At 63.0% G+C, this 26,698-nt stretch carries 23 protein-coding genes; 3 read left to right on the top strand and 20 right to left on the bottom strand.

The features are described 5' to 3' along the window. Positions 1-2: 2 nt before the first annotated feature. From JAB4_RS06100 to argJ, 4 genes are all read right to left on the bottom strand, one after another. The gene (locus tag JAB4_RS06100; protein WP_070219361.1) at positions 3-212 is read right to left on the bottom strand and encodes a hypothetical protein; all 210 of its coding nucleotides are present in this window, start codon (positions 210-212) and stop codon (positions 3-5) included. 121 nt (positions 213-333) lie between these two features. Continuing rightward, the gene (locus JAB4_RS06095) at positions 334-756 is read right to left on the bottom strand and encodes an NUDIX domain-containing protein (RefSeq protein WP_070219360.1); all 423 of its coding nucleotides are present in this window, start codon (positions 754-756) and stop codon (positions 334-336) included. Then, the gene (locus JAB4_RS06090) at positions 753-1,634 is read right to left on the bottom strand and encodes an ATP-binding protein (RefSeq protein ID WP_070219359.1); all 882 of its coding nucleotides are present in this window, start codon (positions 1,632-1,634) and stop codon (positions 753-755) included. The genes JAB4_RS06095 and JAB4_RS06090 overlap by 4 nt, the downstream gene beginning before the upstream one ends. Continuing rightward, entirely contained in the window at positions 1,631-2,869 is a 1,239-nt protein-coding gene (argJ, locus tag JAB4_RS06085; protein ID WP_070219358.1) for a bifunctional glutamate N-acetyltransferase/amino-acid acetyltransferase ArgJ, read from the bottom strand. The genes JAB4_RS06090 and argJ overlap by 4 nt, the downstream gene beginning before the upstream one ends. A gap of 217 nt (positions 2,870-3,086) precedes the next feature. Here argJ and JAB4_RS06080 point away from each other — a divergent pair, with 217 nt between their 5' ends. Beyond that, positions 3,087-4,337 (top strand): alpha/beta hydrolase, encoded by a 1,251-nt coding sequence (locus tag JAB4_RS06080; protein WP_175444774.1) that lies wholly within the window; start codon positions 3,087-3,089, stop codon positions 4,335-4,337. Positions 4,338-4,421: 84 nt separating this feature from the next. Here JAB4_RS06080 and secA read toward each other — a convergent pair whose 3' ends face one another. Next, on the bottom strand, positions 4,422-7,193 hold the full coding sequence (gene secA / locus JAB4_RS06075) for a preprotein translocase subunit SecA (RefSeq protein WP_070222472.1): 2,772 nt from the start codon (positions 7,191-7,193) through the stop codon (positions 4,422-4,424). A gap of 279 nt (positions 7,194-7,472) precedes the next feature. On the opposite strand from secA, the gene JAB4_RS06070 reads away from it, so the two are divergent. Continuing rightward, the gene (locus tag JAB4_RS06070) at positions 7,473-7,982 is read left to right on the top strand and encodes a DciA family protein (protein WP_070222473.1); all 510 of its coding nucleotides are present in this window, start codon (positions 7,473-7,475) and stop codon (positions 7,980-7,982) included. 109 nt (positions 7,983-8,091) lie between these two features. On the opposite strand, the gene lpxC is transcribed toward JAB4_RS06070, so the two are convergent. The 3 genes from lpxC to JAB4_RS06055 all read right to left on the bottom strand — a co-directional run bounded on the left by lpxC (position 8,092) and on the right by JAB4_RS06055 (position 10,869). Further along, the gene (gene lpxC / locus JAB4_RS06065) at positions 8,092-9,027 is read right to left on the bottom strand and encodes a UDP-3-O-acyl-N-acetylglucosamine deacetylase (protein WP_070222474.1); all 936 of its coding nucleotides are present in this window, start codon (positions 9,025-9,027) and stop codon (positions 8,092-8,094) included. Between the two features lie 75 nt (positions 9,028-9,102). Then, positions 9,103-9,945, bottom strand: a complete 843-nt coding sequence (locus JAB4_RS06060; protein ID WP_070222832.1) for a DMT family transporter — start codon at positions 9,943-9,945, stop codon at positions 9,103-9,105. A 150-nt stretch (positions 9,946-10,095) separates the two neighbouring features. Beyond that, positions 10,096-10,869, bottom strand: a complete 774-nt coding sequence (locus tag JAB4_RS06055; protein ID WP_070222475.1) for a helix-turn-helix transcriptional regulator — start codon at positions 10,867-10,869, stop codon at positions 10,096-10,098. A gap of 104 nt (positions 10,870-10,973) precedes the next feature. On the opposite strand from JAB4_RS06055, the gene JAB4_RS06050 reads away from it, so the two are divergent. Then, complete coding sequence (locus tag JAB4_RS06050; protein WP_070222477.1) at positions 10,974-11,741, top strand: class I SAM-dependent methyltransferase; 768 nt, start codon at positions 10,974-10,976, stop codon at positions 11,739-11,741. 442 nt (positions 11,742-12,183) lie between these two features. On the opposite strand, the gene JAB4_RS06045 is transcribed toward JAB4_RS06050, so the two are convergent. The 12 genes from JAB4_RS06045 to JAB4_RS05990 all read right to left on the bottom strand — a co-directional run bounded on the left by JAB4_RS06045 (position 12,184) and on the right by JAB4_RS05990 (position 26,697). Beyond that, positions 12,184-12,690 carry a peroxiredoxin gene (locus JAB4_RS06045; RefSeq protein ID WP_070222479.1) on the bottom strand — a complete coding sequence of 169 codons (507 nt, stop codon included), beginning with the start codon at positions 12,688-12,690 and terminating at the stop codon, positions 12,184-12,186. A gap of 183 nt (positions 12,691-12,873) precedes the next feature. Beyond that, positions 12,874-14,082: a cell division protein FtsZ gene (ftsZ, locus tag JAB4_RS06040; protein WP_034784974.1), complete on the bottom strand. Its 1,209-nt coding sequence runs from the start codon at positions 14,080-14,082 to the stop codon at positions 12,874-12,876. Between the two features lie 154 nt (positions 14,083-14,236). Then, positions 14,237-15,469: a cell division protein FtsA gene (gene ftsA, locus JAB4_RS06035; protein ID WP_010394955.1), complete on the bottom strand. Its 1,233-nt coding sequence runs from the start codon at positions 15,467-15,469 to the stop codon at positions 14,237-14,239. A gap of 49 nt (positions 15,470-15,518) precedes the next feature. Continuing rightward, positions 15,519-16,337, bottom strand: a complete 819-nt coding sequence (locus tag JAB4_RS06030) for a cell division protein FtsQ/DivIB (protein ID WP_070222481.1) — start codon at positions 16,335-16,337, stop codon at positions 15,519-15,521. 1 nt (position 16,338) lies between these two features. Continuing rightward, the gene (locus JAB4_RS06025; RefSeq protein ID WP_070222483.1) at positions 16,339-17,307 is read right to left on the bottom strand and encodes a D-alanine--D-alanine ligase; all 969 of its coding nucleotides are present in this window, start codon (positions 17,305-17,307) and stop codon (positions 16,339-16,341) included. 1 nt (position 17,308) lies between these two features. Beyond that, positions 17,309-18,712: a UDP-N-acetylmuramate--L-alanine ligase gene (murC, locus tag JAB4_RS06020; RefSeq protein ID WP_070222485.1), complete on the bottom strand. Its 1,404-nt coding sequence runs from the start codon at positions 18,710-18,712 to the stop codon at positions 17,309-17,311. Positions 18,713-18,722: 10 nt separating this feature from the next. After that, the gene (gene murG, locus JAB4_RS06015) at positions 18,723-19,817 is read right to left on the bottom strand and encodes an undecaprenyldiphospho-muramoylpentapeptide beta-N-acetylglucosaminyltransferase (RefSeq protein ID WP_071650230.1); all 1,095 of its coding nucleotides are present in this window, start codon (positions 19,815-19,817) and stop codon (positions 18,723-18,725) included. Beyond that, a complete protein-coding gene (gene ftsW / locus JAB4_RS06010) occupies positions 19,814-21,025 on the bottom strand; it encodes a putative lipid II flippase FtsW (protein ID WP_070222487.1) in 1,212 nt (403 codons plus the stop codon). Before ftsW ends, murG begins: the two co-directional genes overlap by 4 nt. Then, positions 21,025-22,581, bottom strand: a complete 1,557-nt coding sequence (murD, locus tag JAB4_RS06005; RefSeq protein ID WP_070222489.1) for a UDP-N-acetylmuramoyl-L-alanine--D-glutamate ligase — start codon at positions 22,579-22,581, stop codon at positions 21,025-21,027. The genes ftsW and murD overlap by 1 nt, the downstream gene beginning before the upstream one ends. After that, positions 22,581-23,756: a phospho-N-acetylmuramoyl-pentapeptide-transferase gene (gene mraY / locus JAB4_RS06000; RefSeq protein ID WP_070222491.1), complete on the bottom strand. Its 1,176-nt coding sequence runs from the start codon at positions 23,754-23,756 to the stop codon at positions 22,581-22,583. Before mraY ends, murD begins: the two co-directional genes overlap by 1 nt. Before the next feature lie 2 nt (positions 23,757-23,758). After that, entirely contained in the window at positions 23,759-25,189 is a 1,431-nt protein-coding gene (gene murF, locus JAB4_RS05995; protein WP_070222493.1) for a UDP-N-acetylmuramoyl-tripeptide--D-alanyl-D-alanine ligase, read from the bottom strand. Continuing rightward, the gene (locus JAB4_RS05990; protein ID WP_070222495.1) at positions 25,189-26,697 is read right to left on the bottom strand and encodes a UDP-N-acetylmuramoyl-L-alanyl-D-glutamate--2,6-diaminopimelate ligase; all 1,509 of its coding nucleotides are present in this window, start codon (positions 26,695-26,697) and stop codon (positions 25,189-25,191) included. The genes murF and JAB4_RS05990 overlap by 1 nt, the downstream gene beginning before the upstream one ends. Between the last annotated feature and the right edge of the window lies 1 nt (position 26,698).

The raw sequence follows: 26,698 nt of genomic DNA, 5'->3' as shown, positions 1-26,698 counted from the left end.
CATCAGGGGCGGCGCTCGAAATCCGCGTCCAGGCCCACGTCGGGCATGCCGCGTAGAATATCGTCGAGCGGGCGCTTCGGCAGGGGCCGCAAGGCGCTGCGCAGGATGTCGCGGTGCTCGTCTTCGATGCTGCGCCCATGCGCGCGGGCACGCTTGTGCAAGGCGGCGATCAGCAATTCATCGGTATCGGTAAAGGTCAGTGTCAGCGGCATGCGAGACTCCCCCGGTGCTTGATGAAAGCACTGTAGCGCAAAGCGCGCACGATACAAGGAAAGTCACAGCAAAGCTTGCGCCAGCACGCAGCATGGCGCTGCCCGCTGGCACAAGTGGGGATCAGGCAGGCGCCAGGGATTCCCGGCGCACTTCGTCGAGCCATTCCAGCAGGGGAATGGTGGCCGGCAGCAAGGGTTCCACGCCCACCGTGCCCTGCCAGGCGAACGCCTGCCCTTCCAGGCTTTGCGGCTCGCCGCGCCAGTCGCGGCTGATATAGAAATGCAGGCGCACATGGGCGTGCGGATACACATATTCGACGCCGCACCAGGCTTCGGCGCTGTCGATGTATAAACCCAGCTCCTCGACAAACTCGCGCTTCAAGGCGTCCAAAATGGCTTCGCCTGGCTCGACTTTACCGCCAGGAAATTCCCAATAGCCATCATATGGCTTTCCAGCCGGACGCTGGCCCAGCAGCACGTCGCCATTCGGTTTCATCAGGATGCCAACGGCCACATCGACCGGTTTCACTTTCATCTCGCTCATTGCGGCAGCTTTCCCGCAGGTAGTTTCCCAGCATAATCGCGCGCGAATTGCCACGCCACCCGGCCCGAACGCGAACCGCGCTGCAAGGCCCAGCGCAGGGCGTCGCCGCGCGCTTGCGCGATCTGTTCCGGCGTGCAGCCGAACGAAGCGAGCCAGTGCGCCGCGATGTCGAGATAATCGTCCTGCTTGAACGGGTAGAACGACAGCCACAGGCCGAAGCGCTCGGACAGCGAGATTTTCTCTTCCACCGTCTCGCCCGGATGCAAATCGCCATCGTCGTCCGTCTTGTAGCTGCTGTTGTCCGACATGCGCTCGGGCATCAGGTGACGGCGGTTCGAGGTGGCGTAGATCAGCACATTGTCCGATTGCGCGGCGATGCTGCCGTCGAGCGCCACTTTCAGCGCCTTGTAGCCGCTTTCGCCCTCTTCGAACGACAGGTCGTCGCAAAAGATGATGAAGCGCTCGGGACGCGCCGCCACCAGGTCGACGATGTCGGGCAAGTCGGCCAGGTCCGCCTTGTCCACTTCGATCAGACGCAGGCCCTGGCCGGCGAACTGGTTCAGGCATGCCTTGATCAGCGACGACTTGCCCGTACCGCGCGCGCCCGTCAGCAGCACGTTGTTGGCGGGGCGACTGGCAACGAACTGGCGCGTATTCTGCTCGATCTGCGCTTTTTGCGTGCCGATGTTGTGCAAGTCATCCAGGGCGATGGACGACACGTGCGCCACCGCCTGCAGATGGCTGGCGGCGCCCTGCCGGCGGCGCCAGCGGAAGGCAAAGCTGTTCCAGTCCGGTGCGGGCACCGGCTGCGGCAGGATCGCTTCCACGCGCGCCAGCAAGGCTTCGGCGCGGATCAGGAATTGATCGAGGGCGGTCATGAGCGGTAGTCGGCGTTGATCGACACGTAATCATGCGACAAGTCGCACGTCCACAGGGTGGCCGTAGCATCGCCGCGCGCCAGTTTTACACGGATGGTGATTTCGCTTTGCTGCATCACGCGCTGGCCGTCCTGCTCCTGGTAATCGGGGTTGCGGCCGCCGTTCTTGGCGACCCACACGTCGTCCAGGTACAAATTCAATTGACCCACGTCCAGGTCGTCCACGCCCGCGTAGCCGATGGCGGCCAGGATGCGGCCCAGGTTCGGGTCGGAGGCAAAGAACGCGGTTTTCACCAGCGGCGAATGGGCGATGGAATAGGCGATCTTGCGGCATTCTTCCACGTTGCGGCCGTCTTCCACGGTCACCGTCATGAACTTGGTGGCGCCTTCGCCGTCGCGCACGATGGCTTGCGCCAGGAAAGTCGACAGTTCGGTGACGGCGGCCGCCAGTTCCGCATAGTGCGGCGAATCGATCGAATCGATGACCAGGCTGCCGGCGCCCGTGGCCACCAGCATGAACGAGTCATTGGTGGACGTGTCGCCGTCGATGGTGATGCAGTTGAACGATTTGTCGGCCGCCTGTTTCACCAGCTGGTCCAGCACGGGCTGGGCCACGGTGGCGTCGAACGCGAGAAAGCCCAGCATGGTGGCCATGTTCGGCTTGATCATGCCGGCGCCCTTGCTGATGCCCGTCAGGGTCACTGCATGACCGCCGATGGTGACCGTGCGCGAACCGGCTTTCGGCTGCGTGTCGGTGGTCATGATGGCTTCGGCGGCCGAGAACCAGTTATCCGAGGTCAGCGCGGCCACGGCTTGCGGCAAGCCGGCGACCAGGCGCTGCACGGGCAGCGGTTCGAGGATCACGCCGGTGGAAAACGGCAGGATTTGCTGCGGCGTGCAGCCCAGCAGCTCCGCCAGAGCGGCGCAGCTGGCCTGCGCGTCGGCCAGGCCCGATTCGCCCGTGCCCGCATTCGCGTTGCCCGTGTTGACCAGCAGCGCGCGGATCGGCGCGGCGCCGGCCGTCACGGCGGCCAGGTTGGCTTTCGAGATTTGCACGGGCGCGGCGCAGAAGCGGTTCAGGGTGAACACGCCGGCCACGATGGCCGTCGGAGCCAGTTTCAATACCAGCAAATCCTTGCGGTTGGGTTTCTTGATGCCGGCTTCGGCAACACCGATTTCAATGCCGGCGACGGCTTTCAAGTCGGCGGCGACGGGCTTGGGAGAATTGACGGCCATATGAGTTCTTCTGCGAGGGAAAAGGGAAGCGCTATTGTAGCGCCTTCGCGGCGGCATTGACCATGCGGGCGCCCTTATACTCGACGAACATTCGCTCCTGCCCCGGCTCGCAAGCTTGCGATTTGTCATGATGGCAGAGACATGCGTGCCTAAGGTGAGAGTGCACGGTACTTCGCGTGCGACCTTCCAATGCGGCACCAACAGAAGAGAGAATGCCATGCTGAATCAACAGAAATGCGTTTGCCTGATCAAATCATATCGTGTGACAGCCGGGCCTTTGTCCCTGGCCCTATTGTGCAGTGTGCTGAGCGCATGCGCATCCCTGACGCCACCAGCATCGATCAGCACGATCGAGCCCGCCCCGGAAGCGCCTGCAACGGCTTCGCTGCCGCCTCCGCCTCCCCCGCCGCCACGGTCTGCTCCGGCCCCGCCGCCGGTATCGGGCGGACTGCCGGCAGAGGTAGCGGCGCAAGCGGGCAGCACGCTGGTCAGGGTTTATTACGCCACCGACCGGCAATTTCAAGCTGACAAGAAAAACTATAGCTGGCAACCAAACCGCAAAGCGCCTCATTTAAGTTACGGCAGCGTATTGGTCAGTGTTCCCGAGGATAGGAAAATCGGCACCGTAACAAAAACGCCGTGGTGGATTTTAGGTCAAGGCGGCGACGCCCGAAAATACATGCTCATCATGGACCTGGAGCGCTGGTCGGCCGCCAGGTTTTTTGCCACAGTCAAAACGCGGCTGGCAGCCTCTCTCCCCCCGGAGAGGCGGGCCGCCTTCATTTATATCCATGGATACTACAATGCGTTTGACGATGCCGCCTTGCGCACTGCGCAGATGGCTGTCGATCTTAATGTCAACGCCATGCCCGTGTTTTACAGCTGGCCATCGAAGGGAGAATTTACCGGCTATCGTTTTGATGACAACTCTGCTCAATGGACGCAGGCACATCTGCAAAACTTCCTCGCTGATTTCGCCGACCGCTCCGATGCCACCGATATTTACATCATTGCGCACAGCATGGGTAACCGCCCGACGACGATGGCCCTGGCCAACTTGCTGGAAAAACGCCCGGAACTGCTGCCGCGTTTCAAGCAAGTGGTGCTGGCGGCGCCGGACATCAACGCCGATGTATTCCGCGAGCAGATCGCACCTCGCCTTGCCAGTCTGGGCTTGCCAGTCACGCTGTATGCATCGAAGAATGACATGGCTATGCGTTTGTCCTACAGGTATTCCGGTTGGGACAAAATTGGCGACATCCGCGGCCCCATCGTCAACATTCCCGGCCTTGATTTTATCGATGCCTCGAACGTGACAATGAACTTTATCGGCCACGACTATCTTGTCAGCAATCGTGTCGTACTGACCGATGTTGCCACCATGATCAAGGCGGGTCTGCGGGCAAAAGATCGTGGCGGATTGCGGGGCAGGCCATTACCCGTGCCGCGGTATTGGGAATTTCCTTGAGCTGGCATTGACTGCGACAGAAAAGCAAGCATAAAAAAACGGAGACCGCAGTCTCCGTTTTTTGTTCACGCTGACAAACCGCGCTTAAGCCAGCTTGCCGTGGCAAGCCTTGTACTTCTTGCCGCTGCCGCAAGGGCATGGATCATTGCGGCCGACCTTGACGCCCATGCTCACGCTCATGTCGTCGACATACTGGTCGTTGCTGTCGCCAGCCGTCGGCGCCAGCAGTTCTTCCGGCGCCGCGTTCGGGTCGAATTCGGCGTGCTGGTAGTGCACGTTTTCCACGTGCGACTGCTGCATCGCCTGTTCGGCCGCATCGACTTCTTCGCGCGACTGGATACGCACCGTCATCACGTGTTTCGTGACGTCGTTCTTGATCATGTCGAGCATCTGGCCAAACAGTTCAAACGCTTCGCGCTTGTATTCCTGTTTCGGGTTCTTCTGCGCATAACCGCGCAGGTGAATACCCTGGCGCAGGTGATCGAGCGCCGCCAGGTGTTCGCGCCAGTGGCTGTCCACGCTTTGCAGCATGACATTGCGCTCGAAGCCGCCAAACGATTCCTTGCCGACGATATCGATCTTCGACTGGTACACGGCATCGGCCGCGGCCAGCACTTTTTCCAGGATCTCTTCGTCCGTCAGGGTCGAATCGGCTTCCAGCATTTGCTGCAGCGGCAGGTCGAGCTGCCATTCGCTGGCCAGGGTGTTTTCCAGGCCCTTGATATCCCACTGCTCTTCCACCGATTCGCGCGGCACGTATTCGTGCACCAGGTCGGTGAACACGCCATGGCGCAGCGAGCCGATCATCTCGGAAATATCGGTCGTTTCCAGCAGCTCGTTACGCTGCTGGTAGATGACCTTGCGCTGGTCGTTGGCGACGTCATCGTATTCCAGCAATTGCTTGCGGATGTCGAAGTTGCGCGCTTCGACCTTGCGCTGGGCCGACTCGATCGAACGCGAGACGATGCCTGCCTCGATCGGTTCGCCTTCCGGCATTTTCAAACGGTCCATCACGGCGCGCACGCGGTCGCCGGCGAAGATGCGCAGCAGCGCGTCGTCGAGCGACAGGTAGAAGCGCGAGGAACCCGGATCGCCCTGGCGGCCGGCACGGCCACGCAACTGATTGTCGACGCGGCGCGATTCGTGGCGTTCGGTGCCGATGATGTGCAAGCCGCCCGCATTGACCACGTGGTCGTGCAGCGACTGCCACTCATCGCGCAAGGTCTGCGACTGGGCTGCCTTGTCGGCGTCGCTCAGCTCAGCATTGGCTTCGATGAACTTGATCTGGTTTTCGACGTTACCGCCTAACACGATGTCCGTACCGCGGCCTGCCATGTTGGTGGCGATGGTGATGGCTTTCGGACGGCCTGCCTGGGCGATGATTTCCGCTTCGCGCGCATGCTGTTTCGCGTTCAGCACGTTGTGCGGCAAACCGGCCTTGGTCAGGATGCCCGACAGCAGTTCCGAGTTCTCGATCGAGGTCGTACCCACCAGCACGGGCTGGCCGCGCTCGTAGCAGTCGCGGATGTCGTTCAACATCGCGTTGTATTTTTCCGCCGACGATTTGTAGACCTGATCCTGGCGGTCCTTGCGCTGCAGCGGACGGTTTTGCGGAATCACGACCGTTTCCAGGCCGTAGATTTCCTGGAATTCGTACGCTTCCGTATCGGCCGTACCGGTCATGCCGGCCAGCTTGGCGTACATGCGGAAGTAGTTCTGGAAGGTGATCGAGGCCAGGGTCTGGTTCTCGTTCTGGATATTGACGCCTTCCTTCGCTTCGACGGCCTGGTGCAAGCCGTCGGACCAGCGGCGGCCCGTCATCAGACGGCCCGTGAATTCATCGACGATCACCACTTCATTGTTCTGCACCACATAGTGCTGATCCTTGAAGTACAGCGCATGCGCGCGCAGGGCCGCATACAGATGGTGCACGAGGGTGATGTTGGCCGAATCGTACAGCGACGCGCCTTCCGGCAGCAGGCCCATCTCCATCAGGATGCCTTCGGCCTTTTCGTGGCCGGCTTCCGTCAGCAGCACCTGGTGCGCTTTTTCATCCTTGGTGTAGTCGCCCGGCACTTCAACCTTGCCCTTGCCGTCCGGCGTTTCTTCGCCGATCTGCAGGGTCAGGCGCGCAGGCAGTTCATTGATCTTGTGATACAGGTCCGTGTGGTTCTCGGCCTGGCCCGAAATGATCAGCGGCGTACGCGCTTCATCGATCAGGATCGAGTCGACTTCATCGACGATGCCGAAGTTCAGGCTGCGCTGCACGCGCTCGCGCGCTTCGTAGACCATATTGTCGCGCAAGAAGTCGAAACCGAATTCATTGTTCGTGCCGTACGTGATGTCGGAGTTGTACGCCTGCTGCTTGGCGCTGTGCTCCATCTGCGACATGTTCACGCCCGTCGACAGGCCCAGCCATGCATACAGGCGGCCCATGGTCTCGGCATCGCGCTGCGCCAGGTAGTCGTTGACGGTGACGATATGCACGCCCTTGCCCGACAAGGCATTCAGGTAGGCTGGCAAGGTTGCCATCAGGGTCTTGCCCTCGCCCGTGCCCATCTCCGCGATCTTGCCGAAATGCAAAACCATGCCGCCGATCATCTGCACATCGAAATGGCGCATGCGCAGGACGCGCTTGCTGGCCTCGCGGCAAACGGCAAAGGCTTCCGGCAACAAGGCATCGAGCGATTCGCCAGCGGCGATGCGTTCCTTGAAGGCAGGCGTTTTCGCTTGCAGCTCGGCATCCGACAGCTTTTCGATGGCCGGCTCGAGCGCATTGATCTCGCGTACCGTTTTTTGGTATTGCTTGAGCAGCCGCTGGTTGCGGCTACCGAAAATCTGGGTCAGTAATGACATGCTTGAATTCTTGAAAAAACGCCGTTAAAAAAAGCTCGGTAGGGAACAACGAGGTAGTAATCGCGTCACCGCACGGAGTTCGACTATGGCAAAAGACGATGATTTTATCATGCGTTCCCGCCAAGGTTGGGGTAATGCACCATATAACAATAGCTTAATGACAAACAAATGGCAGAAATTGCGGACATTTCCCATACTGCAAGGCAATACGGCCTGCCCGCCTGCGCCGCACCCGCCGCCGCACTCGTCATGCGCGGGCGAGTGTGCTATGTTTCGGCCATGCGAACTCCCACTTATTCTCCGGCGCCCCGTCGCGGCTACGGCTTTGCCCGTTCCGGCCCGGCCGCGACGGGGGCAACCGATTTTCTGCGCGGCAACGCGACGATGGCTTCCCTGATGCCCACCGTCACGCGCCTGGCCGCCCTGCAGAAAGATTGCGCCAAGGCCTTGCCGGCGATGTTCGAGCATTGCGACATCCTGCAATTCGAAGGCGGGCAGCTGGTGCTGGCCACGCCGAACGCGGCGCTGGCGGCCAAGCTCAAGCAGCAATTGCCGAAACTGCAAGGGGAACTGGAAAGAAAGGGCTGGCAGATTTCAGGCATCAAGCTGAAAGTGCAAGTCATCAAGAGCATTGCGCCCATCGTGCATACGCGGGCGCTGGTCTTGCCGGAAAAAGCCATGTCGGCCCTGGAAGAGCTGAGCACGGCATTGCCGCCATCGAAGCAGAACGAGCAGTTGATCGCGGCGCTGCGCAATATGGTCCGCCACCACCGCGAACCAAAAGATTAAGAACACCATGCGGCGGCACGTAGGTCGGATTAGGCCCTTCGGGCCGTAATCCGACAACATTGTTGGCGCCTCCGGGGTTGTCGGATTACGGCCTGCGGCCTAATCCGACCTATGTCAACGACCACTCGCGCTCCATCTGCCGCAAATACGACTGCGGCGCCGCCTCATTGGTATCGAACGAGACGATTTCATACGATTCCGGCTGCTCCAGCAGCGCCAGCAGCAGCTGGTTGTTCAGCGCGTGGCCGGACTTGTGCGCCGTGTAGTACGCCAGCAAGGGATGGCCCACCAGGTACAGGTCGCCGATGGCGTCGAGGATTTTATGACGCACGAACTCGTCTTCGTAGCGCAGGCCATCGGCGTTGAGGATACGGTACTCGTCCATCACGATGGCGTTTTCCAGCGAACCGCCACGGGCCAGACCCATGCCGCGCAAGCTTTCCACGTCTTGCATGAAACCGAAGGTGCGCGCGCGCGCCACGTCGTGCACGTAGGACACGTCGCCGAAGTCCACCGAGGCACGCTGCATCGTGCCATCGACGGCCGGGTGGTTGAATTCGATGAAGAAATCGAGCTTGAAGCCGTCGTACGGCGACAGGCGCGCCCATTTTTCCGCGTCGCCCTTGCCTTGACGCACTTCCACGGGCTTGATGACCTTGATGAATTTCTTCGGCGCCTGCTGCTCTTCCACGCCGGCCTGCTGCAGCAGGTAGACGAAGGACGAAGCGGAACCGTCCATGATGGGAATTTCTTCCGCATTCACGTCGATCACCATATTGTCGATGCCCAGGCCGGCTGCGGCCGACATCAGGTGTTCCACCGTGGAAACCCTGGCGCCGTCCTTGATCAGTACGGACGCCATGCGCGTATCGCCCACGGCCATGGCGCTGGCGGGAAACTCGACGATGGGATCGAGGTCGATGCGGCGAAACACGATGCCCGTGTCGATCGCGGCGGGACGCAGAATCAGCTCAACCTTGGTGCCGGAGTGCAAACCGACACCGATGGTGCGGACCTGTTGTTTGATGGTGCGTTGTTTTAACATCTGTCGATTATATCTATTTGCCGGATTTTCGTTGCGGTGCGGCATGGCTCACGCCAGAAATACCACAACCGTTCCTCACGGATGTTCGCTTTCCGCATGCACGGCTTCGCGCCGCACCAGGTAAATGCCGCTGCCGATGATGATGGCCGCGCCGATCAAGGTGTATTCGTCGGGCAAGGCGCGCCACAGCATCCAGTCCAGGGCCATGCCCCAGGCCAGGGCCGAGTATTCGAATGGCGCCACGCTCGATGCCTTGCCAAAACGAAAAGCTTCCGTGATGGCCAGCTGGCCCAGGAAGCCGCTCAGCGACAAGCCGGCCAGCAGCCACCAGTCTTCGCGGCGGATGCTCACCCATTCGTGCGCCGACAAGGCCACGCCGCCGGCGGCCATCATCACCATCAGCCAGAAGACCATGCTTTCGCTGGCATCCGTGCGGCTCAGGATGCGGCCCGTGACGGCGGAAATGGCGTAACAGGCGGCCGAGCCCAGTACGGCCAGCCCGGCCAGCGAAAAGAATCCCGAACCGTCGGGACGCAGCGCCACCAGCACGCCCAGCAGACCCACGGCGATGGCGCACCAGCGCGCGAAGTCGACTTTTTCCTTCAAGATAAAAACCGACAGCACCGTGATCAGCAAGGGCGCAACAAAAAACAGCGCATACGTCTCGGCCAGCGACATGCGCTTCAAGCCATACGCGAACAGGGTAATCATCAGCACGCCCAGCGCGCCGCGCAGCAAGTGCAGCGGCCAGCGCACCTTCAGCACATTCTTGAACGCGCCCCGGTACAGCAGGTACAGGCAAACGAGCGGCAAGGACGACAGGGCGCGCAAGGCCGTCACCTGCATGGGCGGATAGTGGGCGGACAACAGCTTCATGGCCGTGTCCATCAGGGAAAACATGGCGACGGCGATCAGCATCACATAGATGCTGCGCAGGTTGGGATTGCGGGGTAACAGGACAGACTCCTGGCAAAAGAACGGGACCGTCATCATGGCGACGGCCGGAGCCAGGACAGCATGGCAAGGCCAAACCATCAAGCCGATTATAGCAAGCGCGGCCGTTTTACCTTATGACACAGGCAACAGCATCACCAGCTTCAGCTCATGCTGGCGCGCCAGGTGCAAGGTGACCTGGTTGAAGCTGAGCGCCCCCTGTTGCGCATGCTGGAAGCGGCGCAACCCCCCATCGCGGCCCTGCACCTGCTGCGCGCCCCACCACAGGCGAAATTCAGGGCTGGCGTCGGCCAGCTCCGCGATCAGGCCGGCCAGCGGCGCCTGGTCCGCCTGGCGGCCGATATCGGCACGAAACTCCGCCACCAGCCGCCGCGCCCGCTCGGGCCAGCCGACGATCAGGTCGCGCGCACCAGGTTCCAGGAACATGAAGCGCAGCTGGTTCGGCGCGTCCCCGTCGCCATGCAGCCAGCCCGTGAACAAGGCGGACGCCGCTCCGTTCCACGCCACGGCGCTCCATTCGCGGTCGAGGATGTAGGCGGGCGCGTCGATGGCGGCGACGATGGCGGCCAGCTCGGCGCTGGCAGGCCCGCCGCCCTCGCCTGTGCCATGGCTGGGGTCATGCTTGTCGGCCACCTCGAACAGATAGGCGCGCTCGGCCGCGCTCAGCTGCAGTACCTGCGCCAGGCGAGAAAGCATCTTGGCCGACGCCGACACGGGCCGCCCCTGCTCCAGCCACGTCAGCCAGGTGGGACTGACGTCGCACAGCTGCGCCAGTTCCTCGCGCCGCAAGCCGGGCGTGCGCCGGCGTCCTCCACCGGGCAAGCCAGCCATGGCGGGGGTGACGGCTTCGCGCCGGGCGCGGATGAATTCAGCGAGCTTGTTCGACATGGCACAGATGCATGGTAGTGGACATACCAGTATAAGTTATGGTCTTGTTACAGGATAATTTTATCCCTATTCTGCAGGAACTCACCCATCAACAGGAGAAAACCATGCAGCAGCACGATGTCGTTACCGAACAGTTTGGCAAGACAGCCCATGCCTACCTGAGCAGCGCAATCCACGCGCAAGGCGCCGACCTGGTGCTGATGCAGGAATGCGCGCGCCGCCACGGCCGGCCGGCCGTGCTGGACCTGGGCTGCGGCGCCGGCCACGCCAGCTTTGCCGTCGCCCCCGTGGCGGCATCCGTCGTCGCCTACGACCTGGCGCAACCCATGCTCGACGTGGTGGAGCACGCGAGAGCGCAGCGGGGCTTGCACAACATCCGCACGCAACAGGGCGACGTGGCGCGTCTGCCGTTTGCCGATGCCAGCTTCGACATGGTGGTCACGCGCTTTTCCGCGCACCACTGGAACGACGTGGCGGGAGCCCTGGCCGAAGCGTGGCGCGTGCTGCGTCCGAACGGCACGTTATTGGTGGTCGATATCGTGGCGCCCAAGACGGCCCTGTACGACAGCACCTTGCAGGCGGTGGAAATGCTGCGCGACGCCTCGCACGTGCGCGACTACCGCACGTGCGAATGGGGCGCCAAGTTCGGCAACGCGGGCTTTACGCACAGCTTGCGCAGCGTATGGAAACTGACGATGCAGTTCGACGAGTGGGTGGCGCGCATGCGCACGCCGGACGAGCGCGTGGCGGCCATCCGCAACCTCTTCGATGGCGCGCCCGAGGAAGCGCGCCGGTATTTCGCGCTGCAGGACGACTATTCGTTCAGCATCGATGCGGCCATGTTCGAAGCGACCAAGCCATCGGTACAGTAAACGTAAAAACGGCGCCGATGGCGCCGTTTTTTATTGCGTAGGTTGGATTAGCGCGCAGCGCGTAATCCAACAATGCCAGAGCAAACGTGATGCCAATTCCGCTCGTCGGCTTACGCTGCGCTAAGCCGACCTACGCCGACCTGCGCCTGGCCTACGCCGACCTACGCCTGGCCTACGTTTGGCCTACGTCAACCTGCGATCTGCTTAGGCCAGCTGGCTCAACTGCAGGACGACTATTCGTTCAGCATCGATGCGGCCATGTTCGAAGCGACCAAGCCATCGGTACAGTAAACGTAAAAACGGCGCCGATGGCGCCGTTTTTTATTGCGTAGGTTGGATTAGCGCGCAGCGCGTAATCCAACAATGCCAGAGCAAACGTGATGCCAATTCCGCTCGTCGGCTTACGCTGCGCTAAGCCGACCTACGCCGACCTACGATCTGCTTAGGCCAGCTGGCTCAGCAAGGTTTCGGCGTTCGACACTTCAAACTTGCCGCCCTGCTCGACGTTCAATTGCGTCACGACGCCATTGTCGACCAGCATCGAGTAGCGCTGCGAGCGCGTGCCCATGCCGTGCTTGGAAAAATCAGCGTCCAGGCCCAGGGCCTTGCTGTAGGCGGCATTGCCGTCAGCCATCATGCGTACGACGCCGGTGGCTTTCTGGTCGCGGCCCCAGGCGCCCATCACGAACGCGTCGTTGACGGAGATGCACCAGATTTCATCGACGCCCTTGGCTTTCAGGTCGGCAGCGTGCTTGACGTAGCCTGGCACGTGCTGTGCGGAGCAAGTCGGGGTGTAGGCGCCTGGCAGGCCGAAGATGGCGATCTTCTTGCCCTTGACCAGGTCTTGCACGTTGAACGTGTTCGGGCCCAGTGCGCAACCCTCGGTTTCGCTTTCGATGAATTCGGCCAGGGTGCCTTCTGGCAGGGTGTCGCCGATCTTGATGGTCATGTTGACTCCTTGTGTGCTGTCGGTTGAGGATGCTGCCGGCATGATGCCGGCACTGCGCGATAGTATGCCTGACTTGCCGCATTTGTGCAGAAAGCGGCAAGAAAGGCAAAGCCAAAAGTCAAAAAACGGAAAAAAAAACGGCGGCCCTCAGGCCGCCGTCATCGTTACTGACATCAGATCACCTTAATCTGCTTGCTTGCGCAGGAACGCTGGAATGTCGTACGTTTCCATGCCATTCTTTTCCATCGCGCGCACTTGCTCGGAAGCCGATTCGCGGCGCCATACTGCCGGCGCCTTCATGCCGTCAAAACCGGCTGCCGGCGTGGCTACGCCAACCGTCGTCGTCGCCGCTTGCGCGCTACCCATGGCAGCCGACGGGGTCAGCGGGCTGTTGTGGGTGCCGGTGCGCAGCACTTGCTGCGGTACCAGCTGGATGTTTTTCTTCGCGCGGCCCAGGCCCGTAGCCACCACGGTAACGCGGATATCGTCGCCCATGGCGTCGTCGTAGGCGATACCTTGCGCGATCGACGCGTCCGGCGCGGCAAACGCGCGCACGGCAGCCATGACTTCCTTGATCTCCTTGCCTTTCAAGCCACGGCTGGCCGTGACGTTGACCAGCACGCCGCGCGCGCCAGAGAGATCAATGCCGTCCAGCAGCGGCGAAGCGACAGCCTGTTCGGCTGCGATGCGCGCGCGGTCGACGCCGGACGCCGTCGCCGTGCCCATCATGGCCTTGCCCTGCTCGCCCATGATGGTTTTCACGTCGTTGAAGTCGACGTTGATATGGCCAGGCACGTTGATGATTTCGGCGATGCCGGCCACCGCGTTGTTAAGCACATCATCGGCGTGCTGCATCCATTCCAGCATGCTTTCGTCTTCGTATATCTCTTCCAGTTTTTCATTGAGGATGATGATCAGCGAATCGACGTGCAGGGACAGCTGCTCCAGGCCTTCGTCGGCGATGTCCATGCACTTCTGGCCTTCGTACGAGAATGGCTTGGAGACCACGGCCACCGTCAGCGCGCCCAGTTCCTTGGCCACTTCGGCCACGATAGGAGCGGCGCCAGTGCCCGTGCCGCCGCCCATGCCGGCGGCGATGAAGACCATGTGCGCGCCGCGCAGCGAATCGGCGATGCGTGCGCGCGATTCTTCGGCCAGCTGGCGGCCGACGGCAGGCTTCATGCCGGCGCCCAGACCGGTATCGCCGATCTGGATGATGTTGTGGGCCTTCGATGTTGACAGGGCCTGTGCGTCGGTGTTGGCGGCAATGAACTCCACGCCCGACATGCCTTTGTTGATCATGTGTTGGACTGCATTGCCACCCGCACCGCCGACGCCGACGACCTTGATGACGGTACCTAAAGCTGTGTTATCGACCATATCGAACTCCATGATGTGCTCCTATCAGATGCGGTTTCCAAGCGCCAGGCCTCATATTGGTAGGAGAACTGGAGATTGAAAACTGCGGTTAAATATAAAATAAAGTTATGTGTGTGTACCTGCGATGCTGCCAAAAAACCTGTACTGCCGGGCGTAAATCATGCCCTTAAAAATTCCCTAAAAACCATTCCTTCATGCGTTGCCAGACTGCCTTCACCGAGCCGTCCTGACGCGTCACGATGTGGCCGCGCAGGTATTGCTTCTTCGCTTCCAGCAGCAGGCCCAATACCGTGGCATAGCGCGGACTGCGCACCACGTCGGCCAGCTGGCCCCGATACTCGGGCGTGCCCAGGCGCGCCGGTTTCAGGAAAATATCTTCGGCCATTTCCACCATGCCGGGCATGATGGACGTGCCGCCCGTGAGCACGATGCCCGACGACAGCACGCCTTCGTAGCCGGATTCGCGCACCACCTGGTGCACCATCGCGAACAGCTCCTCGACCCTCGGCTCGATCACTGCCGCCAGCGCCTGGCGCGACAGGTTGCGCGGGCCGCGGTCGCCCAGGCCAGGCACTTCCAGCGATTCGCCGGGGTCGGCCAGGACCTGCTTGGCCACGCCATAGCGGATCTTGATTTCTTCCGCTTCCGCGGTCGGGGTACGCAAGGCCATGGCGATGTCGTTGGTGATCTGGTCGCCGGCGATGGGAATGACTGCCGTATGGCGGATCGCGCCATCGGAGAATACCGCCACATCGGTCGTGCCGCCGCCGATGTCGATCAGGACCACGCCCAGTTCCTTCTCGTCGGGCGTGAGCACCGCATCGGCCGAGGCCATCGGCTGCAGGATCAGGTCCGACACTTCCAGGCCGCAGCGGCGCACGCACTTGACGATGTTCTGCACCGCCGACACGGCGCCGGTGACGATATGCACCTTCACCTCCAGGCGGATGCCGCTCATGCCGATAGGCTCGCGCACATCTTCCTGGCTGTCGACGATGAACTCTTGCGGCACCGTGTGTAGCAATTGCTGATCGGTCGGAATGTTAACCGCTTTTGCCGTCTCGATGACGCGCGCCACGTCGGTCGCCGTCACTTCCTTGTCCTTGATGGCCACCATGCCGCTGGAATTGAAGCTGCGGATATGGCTGCCCGCAATGCCCGCGTACACATTGCGGATCTTGCAGTCGGCCATCAGCTCGGCCTCTTCCAGCGCGCGCTGGATGGACTCCACCGTGGCCTCGATATTGACCACTACGCCTTTTTTCAGGCCCTTCGATTCGTGCTGGCCCAGCCCGATCACTTCGTGGCGCCCGTCGGACATCACTTCGGCTACCACCGCCACCACTTTCGAGGTGCCGATGTCGAGGCCGACGATCAGGTTTTTCGCGTCTTTTGTCATTTCTTTCGCCTAGTTTTTTGGGCTATTAATTGATTAATTGAGTATTCGGTCAAGCCGGTTTTTTAATCGGACTGCCATTTTTCTTCTTGATCGCCGGCGCCGGCCTGCCATCCTTGCCTTCGGCCGGTATCACCAGGCCGGCTGAACTGAGCGCCAGGCCATTCTGGTAGCGCATATCGATCGTGTCGATATTTTCCAGCCGGCTCGCCAGCTGCGGGTAGATGCCCACCAGCCGGTCGACCCGCGCTTTCAGGGTTGTATGATTCTGCTCGCGCCCCAGCGCCACGCTCATGCCGTTATTCAGTTTCACCGTCCACGCATAGCGGCTCGACAGCGACAGCGATTCAGGCACCATCTTCAACGGTGAAAACCACTTTGCCAGCTGCACATAGGTGGTCAGTACTTCCTTCTCGCTGCCATCGGGGCCGGCAAACGCAGGCAACTCATGGTCATCCTCGGCTTCGGCCACATTGGCTGTAAACACATCGCCCTTGACCGACAGCAGGCGTCCATCTTCGCCCCAGGTGCCCAGCGCTTCGTGTTCTTCCAGCGCCACGATCAGCTGGTTCGGCCACTCGCGCCGCACGCTGGCGCGGCGCACCCAGGGCACCGATTCGAACACGCCGCGCACGCTTTCCAGGTTGGTCGTGAAAAAATTGCCCTTGATGCGGCCCAAAGTGCCGCTGCGCAGGGTCAGGTAATTCACGTGGCGCAGGCCCTTGTCGTCCGCGCTCTCCACCTTGATCGTGCGCAGGTCGAACATGGGACGCTGCGACACCCACCAGACGCCGGCGGCCACGCACACGACCAGCACCGCGGCCAGCAAGCCGTTGGCAGTCGTATTGAGGCTTTTAGCGTCATGCCACATATCAGCGCTGTCCCTTGTGCATTTTCAGGCTTGCGCCGGAAACGATTTCCAGGCACAGGTCCTCATAGCTGGTGCCTTCCGCGCGCGCCGCCATCGGCACGAGCGAGTGGCCCGTCATGCCTGGCGAGGTATTCACTTCCAGCAAAAACAGCTTGCTATCGGCCGCGCGCATCAGCACATCGACCCGTCCCCAGCCTTCGCAGCCGAGGGCGCGGTAGGCCGCCAGGGCGATGCGTTCCATCTCGGCGATGATCGCCGGGTCCAGCTGCGGCGGGCAGAAATACTGCGTATCGTCCGTGAAGTACTTGTTCTGGTAATCGTAATTGCCTTGCGGCGCGACGATTTCGATCGGCGGCAGCGCGCGCGCCGCGGCGCCCTTGCCCAGGATCGCCACGGTGAATTCGCGGCCCTTGATGAATTCCTCGGCCAGCACCGAATCATCGAGGCCGGCGGCGATGTCGTAGGCCGCCTGGAAGGCCGAGGCCTCGTTGACCGTCGTGATGCCGATGCTCGAGCCTTCATGCGGCGGCTTGACGATCAGCGGCAAGCCCAGTTCCGCGGCGACCTTGGCCAGGTCGGAGCTGTCGTCCAGCACCGCGTACTTCGGCGTCGGCAGCTCGTGCATCAGCCAGATCATCTTGGTATAGACCTTGTCCATGCCCACCGAGCAAGCCATCACGCCGCTGCCGGTGTACGGGATGCCCAGCTGTTCCAGCGCGCCCTGCAGGCTGCCGTCTTCGCCGAAGCGGCCGTGCAGCGCGATGAAGACGCGGTCAAACTTCTCAGCGGCCAGTTCGGCCAGGCTGCGTTCGCCCGTGTCGAAGCCATGCGCATCCACGCCATGGCTTTTCAAAGCGGCCAGCACGCCCGCGCCGGACATCAGCGACACTTCGCGCTCGGCCGAGCGGCCGCCGAACAGGACGCCGACCTTGCCCAATTGTTTAACGTCGATAGCTGAAGCTTGGTTCACGTCAGGCCTTTACAGTGTGAGATTGATACGTTGTCAGTTGATTCGGGATGCCGCTGATGGAACCGGCGCCCATGGTCAGCACGACGTCGCCGTCGCGCGCCACGCTCATGATGGTGTCGGCCATGTCCGTCATGGACTCGACGAAAATCGGCTCGATCTTGCCGCGCGCGCGCAGCGCATGCGCCAGGGCGCGGCCGTCGGCGGCGACGATAGGCGCCTCGCCCGCCGCATACACTTCGGACAAGAGCAGCACGTCGGGCGCACCGAGCACCTTGACGAAATCCTCGAACAGGTCGCGCGTGCGGCTGTAGCGGTGCGGCTGGAAAGCCAGCACCAGGCGGCGCCCCGGATAGGCGGCGCGCGCGGCGGCCAGGGTCACTTCCGTTTCCACCGGATGGTGGCCGAAATCGTCGACCAGCGCGAAAGTGCCGCCGTTCGGCAGCGCCACGTCGCCATAGCGCGTAAAACGCCGGCCCACGCCGGAAAACTCGGCCAGGCCCTGCTGCGTGGCGCTGTCGGCGATGCCGATTTCGCGCGCGATGGCGATCGCCGAGCAGGCATTCTGCACATTGTGCATGCCGGGCTGGTTCAGCACCACGTCGAGGTCCGGATAACCTTCCTGCAGCACGGTGAAATGCATTTCCAGGCCCACGGCGCGCGCGTTGATGGCGCGCACTTGCGCGTCTTCCGCGAAACCGTAGGTGGTGACGGGCTTGGTGACGGACGGGATGATGGCGCGCACGTGCGGATCGTCGATGCACAGCATGGCGCGGCCATAGAACGGCAAGCGGTGCGTGAACTGCACGAAGGCCTGCTTGAGCTTTTCGAAATCGTGCTCGTAGGTGTCCATGTGATCGGCGTCGATATTCGTGATCACTTCGATCATCGGCGTCAGGTTCAGGAACGAGGCGTCCGATTCATCGGCTTCGGCCACCAGGTAGTCGCCCGAGCCCAGCTTGGCGTTCGCGCCGGCACTGGTCAGGCGGCCGCCGATGACGAAGGTGGGATCGAGACCGCCCTGCGCCAGCACGGAAGCGACCAGGCTGGTGGTGGTGGTTTTGCCGTGCGTGCCGGCGATGGCGATGCCGCGTTTCAGGCGCATCAATTCACCGAGCATCACGGCGCGCGGCACCAGCGGGATCTTGCGCGCGCGCGCGGCCGCCACTTCCGGATTGTCTTGCGGGACGGCGCCCGACGTCACCACCGCATCGGCGTCGCCGATGTTCTCGGCCGCGTGGCCGAGCATGACGGTCGCGCCCAGGCTCGCCAGGCGCTGCGTCGCCGCATTGCTGCCCAGGTCGGAGCCCGACACCTTGTAGCCGAGGTTGACCAGCACTTCGGCGATGCCGCTCATGCCGCTGCCGCCAATGCCGACAAAGTGGATATTGTTTACTTTATGCTTCACAGAGCTAACCTCATGCCAATTTTTCCAATACGTGTGCGATCGCCTCATTGGCGTCGCGCTTGCCTGCTGCCAGTGCCGCCTGCGCCATCTGCTGGCAGGTCTCGCGCGTCAAGGACGCCAGCAGAGTGCTCAGCGACACCGCACTCATTTCCGTCTGCGGCAGATGAATCGCCGCGCCTTGCTTCGCCATCCATTGCGCGTTGTCGCGCTGGTGGCTGGTGGTCGACGCCACCAGCGGCACGAGCACGCTGGCCACGCCGGCCGCCGTCAATTCCGACAAGGTGATGGCGCCCGCGCGGCAAATCACCAGGTCGGCCTCGGTATACGCCCTGGCCATGTCGTCGATGAAGTCGACCACGTTCGCTTGCACGCCCGCCTGCGCATACGCGGCATGCAGGGCGTCGATATTCTTCTTGCCCGACTGGTGCGTCACCAGCGGGCGTTCGCCCTCCGGCATCAGGGCCAGCGCGGCGGGCAGATTGTCGTTCAGCGCTTTCGCGCCCAGACTGCCGCCCACCACCAGGATGCGCAGCTGTCCGCTGCGTCCCGCGAAACGCGAGGCTGGCGGTGCCATGGCGAGGATCTCGGCACGCACGGGATTGCCCGTGACGACGGCCTTGCCGGCGGCGCTGCCGAAATCGGCGGGGAACCCGAAGCACACCTGCTGCGCCAGCGGTACCAGCGTCTTGTTCGACAGCAGCAGCGCCGCGTCGGCATTGACCAGCACCAGCGGCACCCCCTTCAGGCGCGCCATCAGGCCGCCCGGCACGGTGACGTAGCCGCCCATGCCCATCACCACGTCCGGCTTGCGGCTGGCGATGAAACGGCGGATGGCAAAGAAGCTGGCCAGCATCCTGAAGCCGCCTTTGACCGTGTGCGCCAGGCCCTTGCCGCGCATGCCGGAAAATTCGATGGCATCCATGGGAATGCCGCTTTTCGGCACCAGTTCCTGCTCCATGCCATGGGTCGTGCCCAGCCAGCTCACTTCCCAGCCGCGCGCGCGCATCGTCTGCGCAATCGCCAGGCCCGGGAAGATATGGCCGCCGGTGCCGGCCGCCATGATCATCAGTCTTTTCGTCGTTTTCAAATTCGTCACGTTGTTCATAGCCGGCCTCCGCGCATCAGGATCCGGTTTTCGTAATCGATGCGCAGCAAAATCGCCAGGCCGATACAGTTAATCAGTACGCCCGTGCCGCCATAACTCATCAAGGGCAAGGTCAGGCCCTTGGTCGGCAGCAGGCCCAGGTTCACGCCCATGTTGATGAAGGTCTGCACGCCGATCCAGATGGCGATGCCTTTCGCCGTCAGGCCGGCAAAGGTCTGGTCGATGGCGATCGCCTGGCGGCCGATGTCGAAGGCGCGCTTGATAATCCAGTAGAACATGCCGATCACGACCAGCACGCCAACCAGGCCCAGTTCCTCGCCGATCACGGCCAGCAAAAAGTCCGTATGCGCTTCGGGCAGGTAATGCAGTTTTTCCACGCTGCCGCCCAGGCCCACGCCAAACAGCTCGCCGCGCCCGAAGGCGATCAAGGAGTGCGTCAGCTGATACGCCTTGTTCAGCGCATTGTCTTCCTGCCACGGATCGAGATACGCAAAAAACCGCTCGCGGCGGAATTTCGACAGGGCGATGATGGTGACGAAGATCGCCGTCAGCATGGCGCCGATGCCGCCGAACCAGATGGCGTTGACGCCGCCCAGGAACAGGATGCCCATGGCGATGCAGACGATCACGCCGAAGGCGCCCAGATCGGGTTCCATCAGCAGCAGCAAACCGACGAAGCTGACGGCCAGCGCCATCGGCATGAAGCCCTTGGTCAGCTTGTGCATGTATTCCTGCTTGCGCACCGTGTAGTCGGCCGCGTACAGCACCATCACCACCTTCATCAGCTCGGACGGCTGCGGCCGCAGGCCCGGCAGATTCAGCCAGCGGCGACCGCCGTTGACCGACACGCCCAGGCCCGGTATCAGGACCATCACCAGCAGCACCAGGGTGCCGATGAACAGCCACGGCGCGATTTTTTGCCAGGTCGCGATGGGAATGCGGAACACCAGCGCGCCCGCGATCACCGACACGCCGATGAACAGCGCCTGGCGCACGACGAAATAATTGTTCGTGTAGGCGGCGAACTTGCGCGCGTCCGACAGCGAGATCGACGCCGAATACACCATCACCATGCCCAGCAACATGAGCAGCAGGACAACCCACACCAGCGGCTTGTCGTAATCCATCATTTTCGACTGCCGCGCGCGGCTATCCAGCGGCTTGGCAGCCGAGCCGGAACCAAAGCGGAAAGGCAGTTGGAAGGCCATCAGATATCCTGTCCGTTTTCCAGGGCGATGTCGCGCACGGCGTCGACAAACACCTGCGCGCGGTGCGCATAGTTCTTGAACATGTCCAGGCTGGCGCATGCGGGCGACAGCAGCACGGCGTCGCCGGCCAGCGCCAGGCTGCTGGCGCGCTTGACGGCTTCCGGCAAGGTGGCGCAATCGATGATGTCCACGCCGGCCGGCTCGAGCGCCGCGCGCAAGGCTGGCGCATCACGGCCGATCAGCACCACGGCGCGCACGTAGCGCGAGACCGGTTCGGCCAGCGGCGAGAAATCCTGCCCCTTGCCGTCGCCGCCGGCGATCAGCACCAGGCGCTGTTCCGCGCCGCCAAACGCCTTGCCCAGGCCGGACAACGCGGCCACTGTCGCGCCCACGTTGGTGCCCTTGCTGTCGTCGTAATATTCGACCTCGCCCACGGCCGTGATCAGCTCCACGCGGTGCGGTTCGCCCTGGTACTCGCGCAAGCCATGCAGCAGCGGCGCGAACGGCAAGCCGATGGCGCGGCACAGGGCCAGCGCCGCCAGCGCATTCGAGGCGTTATGCTGGCCGCGGATTTTCAGCGCGTCGGCCGGCATCAGTTTCTTGGCCATCGTCGGCACCGGTTCCGGCGCCGGATCGTTCTTCCTGCGTTTTTTCTCGATCACTTCTTCGCTGGGCACGGCTTGCGCCAGCCAGAAGATGCCGCGTTCATTGACCAGGCCAAAGCTGTCCACTTCCGCCGGCTCGCCCGTGCCGAAGGTGACCGTCTCGGCCAGCGGATCGGCCATGTGCATGACCAAGGCATCGTCGCGGTTCAGGATGCGCACGGTCTGCTCGCCGAAGATGCGCGCCTTGTCCTTGGCATACGCGGCCATGTCGCCATGCCAGTCCAGGTGATCCTGCGACAGATTCAGGACCGTGGCCGCATCGGCCTGCAGGCTGAACGTGGTGTGCAGCTGGAAGCTGGACAACTCGAGTATCCACGCCTGCGGCAAGGTGCCGGCGACGGGTTCCGCCGCTTCAGCGTCCGTCTCCACCGGCTGCGGCGCGGGCTCGGCATCGAGCACTTCGCGCAGCACGTCCAGCGCGGCGGGGCTGATATTGCCGGCCACGCGCGTGACCAATCCGGCGCGCTCGCACAGCAGGCCTACCAGACTGGTGACGGTCGTCTTGCCATTCGTGCCCGTGATGGCGATGACTTTCGGCGCATAGCCGCGTTCCGCCTTGAGCGCCGCCAGGGCCTGCGCGAACAGTTCGATCTCGCCCCACACGGGGATATTTTTTTCCTGCGCGGCCGGGGCGATTCCAGCCAGTTCGCGGCCCGGCGCCAGGCCGGGGCTGACGGCAACGAAGTCGACGCCATCGAGCAGCTCGGCCGAGAAGGCGCCGGCGATGAACTGCGCCTGCGGCACGGCAGCCTGCAACGCGGCCAGGCGCTCTGGCGCTTCGCGCGTATCGGCCACGCGCACGCAGGCACCGCTGCGGGCCAGCCACAGGGCCATGGCCAGCCCCGATTCGCCGAGGCCCAGTACCAGTGCGGTTTTAGCGTCGTACATCATCAGCGCAGCTTCAAGGTGGTCAGGCCGAGCAGCACCAGCATCATGGTGATGATCCAGAAACGCACGACAACCTGCGTCTCCTTCCAGCCTTTTTGTTCAAAATGGTGATGCAATGGCGCCATCAGGAAGACGCGGCGGCCCGCGCCAAAGCGCTTCTTGGTGTACTTGAACCAGACGACCTGGATGATCACGGACAGCGTTTCGACGACGAAGATGCCGCCCATGATGAACAGCACGATTTCCTGGCGCACGATGACGGCGACGGTGCCCAGTGCGCCGCCCAGTGCCAGCGCGCCCACATCGCCCATGAACACTTTCGCGGGGTGCGTGTTATACCAAAGGAAGGCCAGGCCGGAACCTGCCAGCGCGCCGCAGAAGATCACCAGTTCGCCGGCGCCCGGAATGTGCGGGATGAACAGGTAGCGCGCATACGTGGCGTTGCCCGTCAGGTAGGCGAACAGGCCCAGGGCCGTGCCCACCATCACGGTCGGCATGATGGCCAGGCCATCGAGACCGTCCGTGAAGTTGACGGCGTTGCTGGTGCCGACGATGACGCAATAGGTCAGCGCGATGAAGCCCCACACGCCCAGCGGATAGCTGATGGTCTTGAAGAACGGGACGATCAAATCGGCCTTCGGCGGCAGGTCCATGGCGAAGCCCGACTGTACCCAGGCGTAGATCAGGTTCCACACGTGGCCCGCGTCAGGTTCCGACACGGAGACGGAAAACGCCAGGTAAAACGCGGCGACGATGCCGATCAGCGACTGCCAGAAGTATTTTTCGCGCGAGCGCATGCCTTCCGGGTCCTGGTGCACCACCTTGCGGTAATCGTCGGCCCAGCCGACGGCGCCAAAGCCCAGGGTGACGATCAGGACCGGCCAGATGAAGCGGTTCGACAGGTCGGCCCACAGCAAGGTGGAAATGCCGATGGCGATGAGGATCAGCACACCGCCCATGGTAGGCGTGCCGTGTTTTTTCAGATGCGTTTGCGGGCCGTCCGTACGCACGGCCTGGCCGACCTTCATGCGCGTGAGCATGCGGATCACGGCGGGGCCGGCGCACAGGCCGATCAAAATCGCCGTCAAGGTGGCGAAGACGGCGCGGAAAGTGATGAAGTTAAAGACCCGCAATGGGCCAATGTCGTCCTGGAAATAATGAGCGAGCCAGAGCAGCATGATTAGTGAGCTTCCTTGTTATTGTTGTTTGAACCAATCAAATGCTGCACGGCCCGTTCCATCTTCATGAAGCGGGAGCCCTTGATTAATACTGTTGCATCCGAACGGCCGGACAAATGCGCATCGAGCGCCGCCAGCAAACCGTCGAACTGTTCGAAATACTCCACGACCGTGCCCGATTCCTGGCTGGCGGCTGCCTGCGCCGCACTCACCAGATGGCGCGCCAGGCCGCCCGTCGCCAGCACGTGTTCGATGCCTTTGGCGGCGGCGTAGGCGCCGATCTCTTCGTGGAACTGCTGCCCCTGCGTGCCGACTTCGCCCATCTCGCCCAGCACCAGGATGCGTGGTGCCGCGGCCTGCGCCAGTACATCGATGGCCGCGCGCGCCGAATCCGGATTGGCGTTATACGTGTCGTCAATGATGGTGGCGCCGTTGGCGGCACGTTTTTTCTGCAGGCGGCCGTTCACGGGCGCGAACGCCTCCAGGCCCTGCTTGATATGTTCGATGGCGATGCCGGCGCCCAAGGCGCATGCCGCCGCGGCCAGCGCATTACGCACATTGTGTTCGCCCGCCGCCTGCAAGCCCACGAAGAACTGGCGCAAGGCGCCGTCCTGCGCGCGCACGCTGACGAACAGGTCACTGCCAAAATCCTCGGCCGTGCGGTGCGTGCAGCTCACGTCCGCCTCTTTCGACAGGCCGAAGGTGATGGCGGCGCGCGCGCCGGCCAGCTCGCGCCACAAGGGCGTGAATTCGTCGCCATGCGGGAAGACGGCCACGCCGTCGCCGGCCAATGCCGCCAGCGCGGCGCCGTTTTCGCGCGCCACCGCTTCGACCGTATGCATGAATTCCTGATGCTCGCGCTGCGCATTGTTGACCATCGCCAGGGTCGGCGCGGCAATCGCGGCCAGACGCGCGATTTCTCCCGGATGGTTCATGCCCATCTCGATGACGGCCGCCTTGTGCTGCTCGCTCAGACGGAACAGGGTCAATGGCACGCCGATCTCGTTATTCAGGTTGCCGCGCGTGGCCAGGCGCGCTTCTTCGCCAAAGGCCGCCGCCAGGATCGATGCAATCATCTCCTTGACGGTGGTCTTGCCATTGCTGCCGGTGACGCCGATGACGGGCACATTGAAACGGCCGCGCCAGTGGTTGGCGATGCGGCCCAGCGCGGCCAGGGTATCGGGCACCACGATGGCCGCTACCTTGCCGCTGTCCCAGCCTGCGGGCAGGCGCTCGACCACCACGGCGGCGACGCCGCGCGCGGCCACCTGCTCGAGGAAGTCGTGGGCGTCGAAACTCTCGCCGCGCAGGGCGACGAAGAGCGAACCGGCCTGGGCGCTGCGGCTGTCGGTGGAGACACCGTCAAAAACGGCGTCGCCCTTCAGCTGCGCGCCGTCCAGCGACGGCATCAGTTCTGTCAGGGTGCCGCGCATCAGTTCGTCCTCATCATGGTCAGGCGCGCGGACAGGGCCAGCTGCGCATGGTCGGCATCGGAGAACGGCAGTTTCTTGCCCTTGATTTCCTGGTACGGTTCATGGCCCTTGCCCGCCAACAGGATCACGTCCGGCTTGGCGGCGTGCTTGATGGCCGACAGGATGGCGGCGGCGCGGTCTTCGATGGCTTGCGGCTGCGGGCCGTCTGCGCGCATGCCGGCGACGATCTGCGCGATGATGGCGTGCGGGTCTTCGCTGCGCGGATTGTCGCTGGTGACGAGCACGTGATCGGCCAGCTGCGCGATGGCGCCCATCTGCGGACGCTTGCCCGGATCGCGGTCGCCGCCGCAGCCGAACACGCACCACAGCTGGCCGCCCCGTTCCTGCGCCACCTGGCGCAAGGCGGCCAGGGTCTTTTCCAGCGCGTCCGGCGTATGCGCGTAATCGATGACCACCATCGGCGCTTCCTGGCCGCCCACCTGCTGCATGCGGCCCGGGGCCGGCTGCAAGGATTCGATGCCGTCGATGGCGGCGCGCAGGCCGGTGCCGTGCGCCAGCAAGGCGCCCAGCACGGCCAGCGCGTTGCTGATATTGAAGTGGCCCACCAGCTGCGTCTTGACCAGCGCCACGCCCAGCGCGCATTCGAGGTGGAAGTCGGTGCCGGCATTGCGGCTGCGGAACTGGCTGGCGCGCAGCATCAGCACGCCCGGCAGGTCGGGCAAGGCGGCCGCATCCTGCAGGGTGTAGCCGATGACGGGATATTCGCCGGCCAGCTTGCCATCCACGTGCGCCGCCAGGCGCAAACCCATGGGGTCGTCCAGGTTGATGACGGCCGTTTTCAGGCCGGGCCAGTCGAACAGCTTGACCTTGGCCGCCTCGTAGGCCGCCATGTCGCCATGGTAGTCGAGGTGGTCGCGCGTCAGATTGGTAAACATGGCGACGTCAAAATGCATGCCGGCCGCGCGGTCCTGGTCCAGGCCGATCGACGACACTTCGATGGCGACGGCCTTGGCGCCAGCGTCGCGCATGGCGGCCAGCTTGCGCGCCAGCAGCACGGCGTCGGGCGTCGTGTAGCCGGTGACGTCAAATTCGATGGCGCCGCGCGGCTTGCACAGGCCCACGCCCAAGGTCCCGATGACGGACGATGGCTCGCCCAGGCGCGCCAGGGCTTGCGCCAGCCACAAGGCGCACGAGGTCTTGCCATTCGTGCCCGTTACGCCGGCGCTGAACATGGCGCTGTCGGGCATGTCGTAGAAAGCATGCGCCACGGGGCCGGCCAGGCGTTTCAGGTCGCTGACCAGCAGGTGCGGCACGCTCCATGCGGCGTTCCATTCCACGGCGTCATGCACGATGGCGGCGGCGCCCTGCGCGATGGCGGCGGCGATGAAATCGGTGGCGCCCGCATAGGCGAAAAACACGTCGCCGCGCTGCACGCGGCGCGAATCGGACGTCAGCTGCCCGGACGGGGCAGCCGTTTTGATCCACAAACTGATGTCTTGTATGGTCATG

This window comes from Janthinobacterium sp. HH102, from assembly GCF_001758625.2.
GTDB lineage: Bacteria > Pseudomonadota > Gammaproteobacteria > Burkholderiales > Burkholderiaceae_D > Janthinobacterium.
Note: the sequence above shows the minus strand (reverse complement) of the source record. Positions and strands in the feature narration are given on the sequence as shown.

Excerpts from the sequence above, each read along its gene's own strand:
- JAB4_RS06100 (WP_070219361.1), bottom strand. The coding sequence starts at position 212 with ATGCCGCTGACACTGACCTTTACCGATACCGATGAATTGCTGATCGCC.
- JAB4_RS06095 (WP_070219360.1), bottom strand. The coding sequence starts at position 756 with ATGAGCGAGATGAAAGTGAAACCGGTCGATGTGGCCGTTGGCATCCTG.
- JAB4_RS06090 (WP_070219359.1), bottom strand. The coding sequence starts at position 1,634 with ATGACCGCCCTCGATCAATTCCTGATCCGCGCCGAAGCCTTGCTGGCG.
- argJ (WP_070219358.1), bottom strand. The coding sequence starts at position 2,869 with ATGGCCGTCAATTCTCCCAAGCCCGTCGCCGCCGACTTGAAAGCCGTC.
- JAB4_RS06080 (WP_175444774.1), top strand. The coding sequence starts at position 3,087 with ATGCTGAATCAACAGAAATGCGTTTGCCTGATCAAATCATATCGTGTG.
- secA (WP_070222472.1), bottom strand. The coding sequence starts at position 7,193 with ATGTCATTACTGACCCAGATTTTCGGTAGCCGCAACCAGCGGCTGCTC.
- JAB4_RS06070 (WP_070222473.1), top strand. The coding sequence starts at position 7,473 with ATGCGAACTCCCACTTATTCTCCGGCGCCCCGTCGCGGCTACGGCTTT.
- lpxC (WP_070222474.1), bottom strand. The coding sequence starts at position 9,027 with ATGTTAAAACAACGCACCATCAAACAACAGGTCCGCACCATCGGTGTC.
- JAB4_RS06060 (WP_070222832.1), bottom strand. The coding sequence starts at position 9,945 with ATGCTGATCGCCGTCGCCATGTTTTCCCTGATGGACACGGCCATGAAG.
- JAB4_RS06055 (WP_070222475.1), bottom strand. The coding sequence starts at position 10,869 with ATGTCGAACAAGCTCGCTGAATTCATCCGCGCCCGGCGCGAAGCCGTC.
- JAB4_RS06050 (WP_070222477.1), top strand. The coding sequence starts at position 10,974 with ATGCAGCAGCACGATGTCGTTACCGAACAGTTTGGCAAGACAGCCCAT.
- JAB4_RS06045 (WP_070222479.1), bottom strand. The coding sequence starts at position 12,690 with ATGACCATCAAGATCGGCGACACCCTGCCAGAAGGCACCCTGGCCGAA.
- ftsZ (WP_034784974.1), bottom strand. The coding sequence starts at position 14,082 with ATGGAGTTCGATATGGTCGATAACACAGCTTTAGGTACCGTCATCAAG.
- ftsA (WP_010394955.1), bottom strand. The coding sequence starts at position 15,469 with ATGACAAAAGACGCGAAAAACCTGATCGTCGGCCTCGACATCGGCACC.
- JAB4_RS06030 (WP_070222481.1), bottom strand. The coding sequence starts at position 16,337 with ATGTGGCATGACGCTAAAAGCCTCAATACGACTGCCAACGGCTTGCTG.
- murG (WP_071650230.1), bottom strand. The coding sequence starts at position 19,817 with ATGAACAACGTGACGAATTTGAAAACGACGAAAAGACTGATGATCATG.
- ftsW (WP_070222487.1), bottom strand. The coding sequence starts at position 21,025 with ATGGCCTTCCAACTGCCTTTCCGCTTTGGTTCCGGCTCGGCTGCCAAG.
- murD (WP_070222489.1), bottom strand. The coding sequence starts at position 22,581 with ATGATGTACGACGCTAAAACCGCACTGGTACTGGGCCTCGGCGAATCG.
- mraY (WP_070222491.1), bottom strand. The coding sequence starts at position 23,756 with ATGCTGCTCTGGCTCGCTCATTATTTCCAGGACGACATTGGCCCATTG.
- murF (WP_070222493.1), bottom strand. The coding sequence starts at position 25,189 with ATGCGCGGCACCCTGACAGAACTGATGCCGTCGCTGGACGGCGCGCAG.
- JAB4_RS05990 (WP_070222495.1), bottom strand. The coding sequence starts at position 26,697 with ATGACCATACAAGACATCAGTTTGTGGATCAAAACGGCTGCCCCGTCC.